This window comes from Acidithiobacillus sp. TH-A36 (assembly GCF_057473445.1).
Genome location: NZ_JBYCKP010000079.1, coordinates 1 through 6,750 on the forward strand (window position 1 = coordinate 1; position 6,750 = coordinate 6,750).

The window sequence follows — 6,750 nt, forward strand, 5'->3', positions numbered from 1 at the left end:
CTAAACGTACGAAATTTCGTAAACAACACAAGGGACGCAATCGCGGCATAGCGACGCGTGGGAGTAAGGTAAGCTTTGGTGAATTTGGTCTTAAAGCTATTGGCCGGGGAAGAATTACTGCGCGTCAGTTAGAAGCTGCACGGCGTGCCATTAGTCGTCATGTAAAACGTGGCGGTCGGATCTGGATCCGTATTTTTCCTGACAAGCCCATCAGTAAAAAGCCGGCAGAAGTGCGGATGGGTAAAGGCAAAGGTAACCCTGAATATTGGGTGGCGCTGATCCAGCCTGGTAAAGTCCTATATGAAATGGAAGGTGTCAGTGAGGAAGTGGCTCGTGAAGCTTTTGCTTTAGGTGCGGCTAAACTTCCAGTGCAGACCGTATTTGTAAGTCGGCGGGTGATGGGATGAAAGCGCAAGAAATACAAAAACTGGATCTGGCTGGCTGCCAGACTGAACTCATGCAATTGCTGGAAGAGCAGTTCAAATTACGCATGCAGCATGCTACTGGTCAACTCGCCAAGACCACCCGTTTGCGTACAGTGCGCAGAGATATTGCCCGTGTCCGTACAGCGATTAGTGCCAAGAAGGGAGTGCAGTGATGAGCGAAGTAAAAAATCCCCGTAGTCTCGTTGGCACTGTTGTTAGCGACCGTATGGATAAAACTATCGTGGTTCTGGTCGAAAGACGCATCCAGCATCCGCTCTACAAAAAATATATTCGTCGTTCCAAAAAGTTTCATGCGCACGACGCTGACAATGCCTGCCACATTGGTGACACGGTTAAAATTGAAGAATGTCGGCCTTTGTCTAAAACCAAAAGCTGGCGTCTGGTGAATGTGCTCAGCCAGAGTGTTGTCGAAGGAGATAACGCATGATTCAGATGCAGACTAGATTAAGCGTGGCGGACAACAGTGGTGCGCGGGAAGTGATGTGCATCAAGGTACTCGGCGGCTCACACAGGCGTTATGCGGACATTGGCGATGTCATCAAGGTCAGCATCAAGGATGCGGTGCCTCGTGGTAAGGTCAAAAAGGGAGATGTTTACAATGCCCTGGTCGTCCGTACTCGCAAAGGCGTTCGTCGTGAGGATGGGTCCTTGATCCGCTTTGATACCAATGCGGCGGTGCTGCTTAACAATCAGTTGCAGCCTATTGGTACGCGTATATTTGGACCGGTAACCCGTGAATTGCGCGGGGCTAATTTCATGAAAATAATTTCGTTAGCGCCAGAAGTGCTGTAGGGGATGACCATGTTGAAGTTGCGTAAGGATGATGAAGTCGTGATTCTGGCCGGTAAGGACAAAGGCAAGCGCGGTAAGGTGCTGAAAGTTCTTAGTAGCGAATCACGGGTGCTGGTGGAGAAGGTGAACATGATCAAGCGTCACGTTCGTCCCGATCGTATGGGCAAGCCTGGCGGCATTGTCGAAAAAGAGGCGCCTCTTCATATTTCCAATGTGGCTATTTTCAACGCCACTGCGGGAACTGCAGACAGAGTTGGTTATAAGACGCTGGAAGGCGAACGTAAGGTTCGGGTTTTCAAGAGCAGCGGCGAAGTTATCAGCGGCCGTTAAGGGTAAAATATAAAATGGAAGCACGTTTACATACTTTGTACAAAAGCGCCATCGCCCCAAAGCTGATGCAGGATTTCGGTTATCAAAGCGTGATGGAAGTACCCAAGATTCTCAAAATCACCTTGAATATGGGTGTGGGTGAAGCGGTAGGTGACAAGAAGATTCTTGAAGCTGCCGTTGGTGACATGACTAAAATTGCGGGTCAGAAGCCCGTGGTAACCCGTGCCCGTAAATCGGTTGCTGCTTTTAAAATTCGCGATGGTTATCCAATTGGTTGCATGGTGACTTTACGCGGTCTGGTCATGTATGAGTTCCTCGATCGCCTGGTAACGGTAGCTATTCCCCGTATTCGCGATTTCCGTGGGCTGTCACCAAAATCTTTTGATGGTCGTGGTAACTACACCTTGGGTGTGAAAGAACAAATCATATTCCCTGAAATTGAATATGATAAAATTGATCGTTTGCGCGGGTTGGACGTGGTGTTCACTACCACCGCCAAGAATGATGAAGAGGGCCTTGGGCTGTTAAAAGCCTTCAAGATGCCCTTCCGGCCTTGAAGGGAGTTTGACGCGTGGCAAAAAAATCATTGATTGCAAAGTCCGAAAGGACCCCAAAGTTTAAGGTGCGTGCGTACCACCGTTGCAAATTGTGCGGACGTTCACGTGGTTACTATCGGAAATTTGGTCTGTGTCGTTTGTGCCTGCGTAAGCATGCCTCGGCGGGTTCAATTCCCGGTATTGTCAAAGCGAGCTGGTGAGGAAACACGATGAGCGTAACGGATCCTATTGCTGATATGCTTACGCGCATTAGAAATGCGCAACAAGTAAATAAAGCGAAAGTCTTAATGCCTGCTTCGAAACTGAAACGCGCCATTGCTCGTGTTCTGGTTGAAGAAGGTTATATTACCGATTTCCGGGAAGAAACTCAGGATGGTCATCCGGTTCTGAACCTGACTCTTAAGTATTATGCTGGAGCTGGGGTTATTGCCGAAATCCGTCGTGTAAGTCGACCGGGTGTGCGTATTTATCGGGGTGCTGATGATCTTCCCAAGGTTCGGGATGGTTTTGGCATTGCCATCATTTCCACTTCGCAGGGTATCATGACTGATCGTGCGGCACGTACTGCCGGGATTGGTGGTGAAGTACTCTGCGTCGTCTCTTAAGGGAGATTCAGTATGTCTCGAGTAGGGAAACAGCCTGTTACTCTTCCTAAAGGTGTGGAAGTTCATGTGGCTGATAAGTATTTGCACGTGAAAGGCCCCAAAGGTCAGATGTCCACGCCATTTCACTCCAGTGTGACGCTGCAAGTGGACGATGGAGTAGCTACCTTGGCCTGGGCTGAAGGGCAAAATGCTTTTGCCGGCACAATGCGCGCCTTGTTAAATAATATGGTGCATGGTGTCTCGGTAGGTTTTGAGCAGAAACTCGAAATTATCGGTGTGGGTTATCGTGCGCAAGCGAAAGGCAAAACCCTGAGCTTGAGTCTGGGATTTTCACATCCTGTAGATTATCCGGTGCCTGACGACATTACGATTGAAACGCCGACCCAGACAGAAATCGTGATCAAGGGTATTGATAAGCAGAAAATCGGGCAAATTGCCGCAGACATTCGTGCATATCGTCCTCCTGAGCCGTACAAGGGTAAAGGTGTACGTTATGCAGGTGAAAATGTCCGTCGTAAAGAAGCCAAAAAGAAATAATGGTTGAGGCAGGTAATCATGAATAAAAATACATCCAGACTCCGTCGTGCACGTAAAACTCGTGCCCGGATTGCATCTCAAGCCAAACCAAGGCTTTGCGTCTTCCGTTCCGGAAAGCACATCTATGCACAGGTCATTGATGATTCCAAGGGCATTGTTATTGTTCAGGCCTCCAGTGTGGAAGGTGAGTTGCGGGCGACCATGCCGCGTGGTGCGGATGTGGCTGCCGCAGTGACCATCGGTCAGCGGGTTGCCGCCAAAGCATTGGCTGCTGGTGTGAAGGAAGTTGCCTTTGACCGAAGCGGTTATCGTTATCATGGTCGGGTGCGAGCCCTGGCCGACGCCGCCCGCGAGGGCGGGTTGTCGTTCTGACGGAGATCTGAAAAATGGCAAGGGAAAATCGTGATGCTCAGCCCAGCGATGGTATGCAGGAAAAGCTGATTCATATCAATCGTGTATCTAAGGTGGTCAAGGGCGGTCGGCAATTTGGTTTTGCGGCACTGATGGTCGTTGGAGATGGTGATGGCAAGGTCGGCTTTGGTCGAGGTAAAGCTAAGGAGGTTCCTGCGGGAATCCAGAAAGCCACTGATCAGGCTCGTCGTTGGATGACGCAAATCCCACTGATGCGTGGTGGCACAATTCCTTACCCGGTAGAAGGTCGCCATGGTGCTGCTCGCGTCATGTTGCGTCCTGCTCCCGAAGGTAGTGGCGTTATTGCTGGTGGTGCCATGCGCGCTGTCTGTGAAGCAGTAGGGTTGCGCAATGTGGTGGCTAAGTCGCTGGGTTCAAATAATCCTATCAATGTGGTGCGTGCAACTTTTGATGCGTTCAACAAGCTTTCCAGCCCCCAGGCCATCGCCATGAAGCGTGGCAAAAGCCTGAAGGAAATTCGTGGTGAGGGAGGTCATGATGAATAAACAGTTACGTATCACTCTGGTCAAAAGTTTAATTGGGGTGACCGAGAAACATCGCCGTGTTGTGGTCGGCCTTGGTTTGCGTCGCACCAACCATACTGTTGAACGTCCTGATACGCCAGAAATCCGTGGCATGGTCAATAAAGTACCTTACTTATTGCGCTGGGAAGAGTTGTCATGAAATTAAATACGATAGCGCCTGCAGAGGGTGCCAAGAAAGATCGTCGTCGTGTCGGACGCGGGATTGGAAGTGGACTCGGTAAAACCGCAGGTCGTGGTCACAAGGGCCAGCATGCCCGGTCAGGTGGTTACCACAAGGTTGGTTTTGAGGGCGGTCAGATGCCCTTGCAACGCCGTATTCCTAAAAGAGGATTCCGGAATACTTTTGGTGCCCGTACTTGCGAGGTGACCTTGTCCCAGCTGGAAAATGCGGCGATAGATGGGGTGGTGGACATGGAAGGGCTACTGTTGCGGCGCGTTGTTCGCGGCAGCCCGGATGTCGTTAAGGTGATTATGACGGGTGAATTGAGCCAAGCTCTTACCGTGCGTGGATTGCGAGTCAGTGCGGGAGCCAAGTCTGCGATTGAAAGTGCTGGCGGAAAGGTCGAAGAATAATGGCCGGGTTGCGTAACATTGCGGGTGCCGCGCAAGGCGCTGGTAAGATCAATGAATTACGTAACCGCATTTTGTTTTTGTTGGGTGCCTTGCTGGTTTTTCGTATTGGCGCGCATATTCCGGTGCCGGGTATTGACCCGGCCGCTATGGCTTCATTTTTCAATGAGCAGCGCGGAACAATTCTCGGCATGTTCAACATGTTCTCCGGCGGTGCTCTGTCGCGCTTGACGGTTTTTGCATTGGGGATCATGCCTTATATCAGTGCTTCCATTATTTTCCAACTGGCGGGTTCAGTTTTCCCCAAGCTGGAAGAACTAAAAAAAGAAGGCGAGTCAGGTCGAAGAAAGATCACTGAATACACGCGTTATGCCACGGTCGGTCTCGCTCTTATGCAAGGACTGGGTATTGCTGTTGCTATTGAAAAAATGCACGCTGGTCATGTTCCGGTGGTAATAGACCCTGGTCCCTTGTTTTTGTTTACTACGACAATTTCCCTGGCCTGTGGTACCGTTTTCCTCATGTGGATTGGTGAGCAAATCACCGAACGCGGCATTGGCAATGGCATATCGCTGATCATTTTCGCGGGGATTGTCGCGGGACTGCCTGATGCTATCGGGACCACCTTTGAATTGATGCAAACCGGGCAGTTCCAACCGCTATTTGTGGTGGCATTATTTGTTCTGGCCCTTCTGGTTACCGCGTTTGTAGTGTTTATGGAAAGCGCACAGAGACGTGTTCCTATTCAATACGCCAAGCGTCAGGTTGGTCGTAAAATTTATGGTGGACAAAGCACGCACATGCCCCTCAAGGTAAATATGAGTGGTGTTATTCCACCGATTTTTGCGACCAGCATTTTATTGTTGCCAGCTACGCTTTCGGGGTGGTTTGCCAATGTTCCTGGTATGGAATGGTTGGCGCGCTTCGGTCAGGCATTGAGTCCGGGCTCTGCGCTTTATGTCGTGGTATTTACTACGGCGATTGTATTTTTTGCCTTCTTCTATACGGCAATGGTCTTCAATCCGAGAGATACGGCTGACAACCTCAAAAAATCTGGTGCGTTTGTTCCAGGGATCAGACCAGGTGAACATACTGCCCGTTACATGGACAGGATTTTAACCCGTCTAACCCTTTGGGGAGCCATTTACCTGACACTGGTTTGCTTGTTGCCGGAATTTCTCATTGTCCAGTATAACGTGCCTTTCTATTTAGGTGGCACCAGTTTGCTGATTGTGGTTGTGGTGATGATGGATCTCATGGGTCAGATTCAAAGTCATCTGCTCACCCATCAATATGAAGGGTTGATTCGTAAGAATCCCCTGAGTGGACGATGAGTTTGGTCAGGCACCTCATATTTTTGGGTGCTCCCGGAGCCGGAAAGGGTACACAGGCTCAGCGTCTGGCTCAATATTTAGGCTTGCCTCATGTCTCTACTGGTGATATGCTCCGCGCCTCTGTTCAGTCTGGTAGTGATATTGGGCGTCGTGCTGCTACAGTGATGGATTCTGGAGCACTGGTGAGCGACGACATTATCATTGGTATTGTTGCAGAGCGATTGACGTTGGAAGATGCAGTAGCCGGGGTGATATTCGACGGTTTTCCGCGAACTGTACATCAAGCGAATTCGCTAGACCAACTATTGCAGGGTGCCGGTGAAGACATTTCTGCTGTACTGCATATTGCGCTGGATGATGAGGAAATAGTTGAGCGGCTTTCAGGACGGCGTGTCTGTTCTGGTTGTGGTGCCATTTATCATGAACGTTATCATCCTTCATTGGTCAGTGCGGTATGTGATCAATGTGGGGGCAGTCTGGTCCAGCGTGAAGATGACCAGCCGGATGTGATCAGAAAGCGCCTGGCAGTTTATCAGGCGGAAACAGCTCCTTTGATCGCTTATTATCACGATCGGCCAGCCTACCGTCAGATTGATGGTCATGGTGAGGCGGATGAAGTGTTT

General features: G+C 50.1%; 15 protein-coding genes. All 15 read left to right on the forward strand.

Annotated features, from left to right (window positions below; translation table 11 throughout):
- Positions 1–407: 50S ribosomal protein L16 (gene rplP, locus AC2VLY_RS01970; protein ID WP_486892117.1), on the forward strand; the 407-nt coding region annotated here is incomplete at its 5' end.
- Positions 404–598 (forward strand): 50S ribosomal protein L29, encoded by a 195-nt coding sequence (gene rpmC / locus AC2VLY_RS01975; protein ID WP_031573675.1) that lies wholly within the window; start codon positions 404–406, stop codon positions 596–598. The genes rplP and rpmC, both read left to right, overlap by 4 nt.
- Positions 598–873: a 30S ribosomal protein S17 gene (rpsQ, locus tag AC2VLY_RS01980; protein ID WP_193649843.1), complete on the forward strand. Its 276-nt coding sequence runs from the start codon at positions 598–600 to the stop codon at positions 871–873. The genes rpmC and rpsQ overlap by 1 nt, the downstream gene beginning before the upstream one ends.
- Positions 870–1,238 carry a 50S ribosomal protein L14 gene (rplN, locus tag AC2VLY_RS01985; RefSeq protein ID WP_010639690.1) on the forward strand — a complete coding sequence of 123 codons (369 nt, stop codon included), beginning with the start codon at positions 870–872 and terminating at the stop codon, positions 1,236–1,238. Before rpsQ ends, rplN begins: the two co-directional genes overlap by 4 nt.
- A gap of 9 nt (positions 1,239–1,247) precedes the next feature.
- A complete protein-coding gene (gene rplX, locus AC2VLY_RS01990) occupies positions 1,248–1,568 on the forward strand; it encodes a 50S ribosomal protein L24 (RefSeq protein WP_193649844.1) in 321 nt (106 codons plus the stop codon).
- A gap of 14 nt (positions 1,569–1,582) precedes the next feature.
- Positions 1,583–2,125 carry a 50S ribosomal protein L5 gene (gene rplE, locus AC2VLY_RS01995; RefSeq protein WP_010639686.1) on the forward strand — a complete coding sequence of 181 codons (543 nt, stop codon included), beginning with the start codon at positions 1,583–1,585 and terminating at the stop codon, positions 2,123–2,125.
- 14 nt (positions 2,126–2,139) lie between these two features.
- Positions 2,140–2,325 carry a type Z 30S ribosomal protein S14 gene (locus tag AC2VLY_RS02000; RefSeq protein ID WP_010639684.1) on the forward strand — a complete coding sequence of 62 codons (186 nt, stop codon included), beginning with the start codon at positions 2,140–2,142 and terminating at the stop codon, positions 2,323–2,325.
- Between the two features lie 9 nt (positions 2,326–2,334).
- Positions 2,335–2,730, forward strand: a complete 396-nt coding sequence (rpsH, locus tag AC2VLY_RS02005) for a 30S ribosomal protein S8 (protein WP_010639682.1) — start codon at positions 2,335–2,337, stop codon at positions 2,728–2,730.
- Between the two features lie 12 nt (positions 2,731–2,742).
- A complete protein-coding gene (gene rplF, locus AC2VLY_RS02010; RefSeq protein ID WP_193649845.1) occupies positions 2,743–3,267 on the forward strand; it encodes a 50S ribosomal protein L6 in 525 nt (174 codons plus the stop codon).
- Between the two features lie 18 nt (positions 3,268–3,285).
- Positions 3,286–3,639: a 50S ribosomal protein L18 gene (gene rplR / locus AC2VLY_RS02015; protein ID WP_193649846.1), complete on the forward strand. Its 354-nt coding sequence runs from the start codon at positions 3,286–3,288 to the stop codon at positions 3,637–3,639.
- 14 nt (positions 3,640–3,653) lie between these two features.
- On the forward strand, positions 3,654–4,184 hold the full coding sequence (gene rpsE / locus AC2VLY_RS02020) for a 30S ribosomal protein S5 (protein WP_193649847.1): 531 nt from the start codon (positions 3,654–3,656) through the stop codon (positions 4,182–4,184).
- A complete protein-coding gene (rpmD, locus tag AC2VLY_RS02025) occupies positions 4,177–4,362 on the forward strand; it encodes a 50S ribosomal protein L30 (RefSeq protein WP_486892121.1) in 186 nt (61 codons plus the stop codon). Before rpsE ends, rpmD begins: the two co-directional genes overlap by 8 nt.
- Complete coding sequence (gene rplO / locus AC2VLY_RS02030; RefSeq protein WP_193649848.1) at positions 4,359–4,796, forward strand: 50S ribosomal protein L15; 438 nt, start codon at positions 4,359–4,361, stop codon at positions 4,794–4,796. Before rpmD ends, rplO begins: the two co-directional genes overlap by 4 nt.
- Positions 4,796–6,127, forward strand: a complete 1,332-nt coding sequence (gene secY, locus AC2VLY_RS02035; protein WP_193649849.1) for a preprotein translocase subunit SecY — start codon at positions 4,796–4,798, stop codon at positions 6,125–6,127. The genes rplO and secY overlap by 1 nt, the downstream gene beginning before the upstream one ends.
- The coding region (locus AC2VLY_RS02040; RefSeq protein WP_486921692.1) for an adenylate kinase at positions 6,124–6,750 on the forward strand (627 nt) is incomplete at its 3' end. The genes secY and AC2VLY_RS02040, both read left to right, overlap by 4 nt.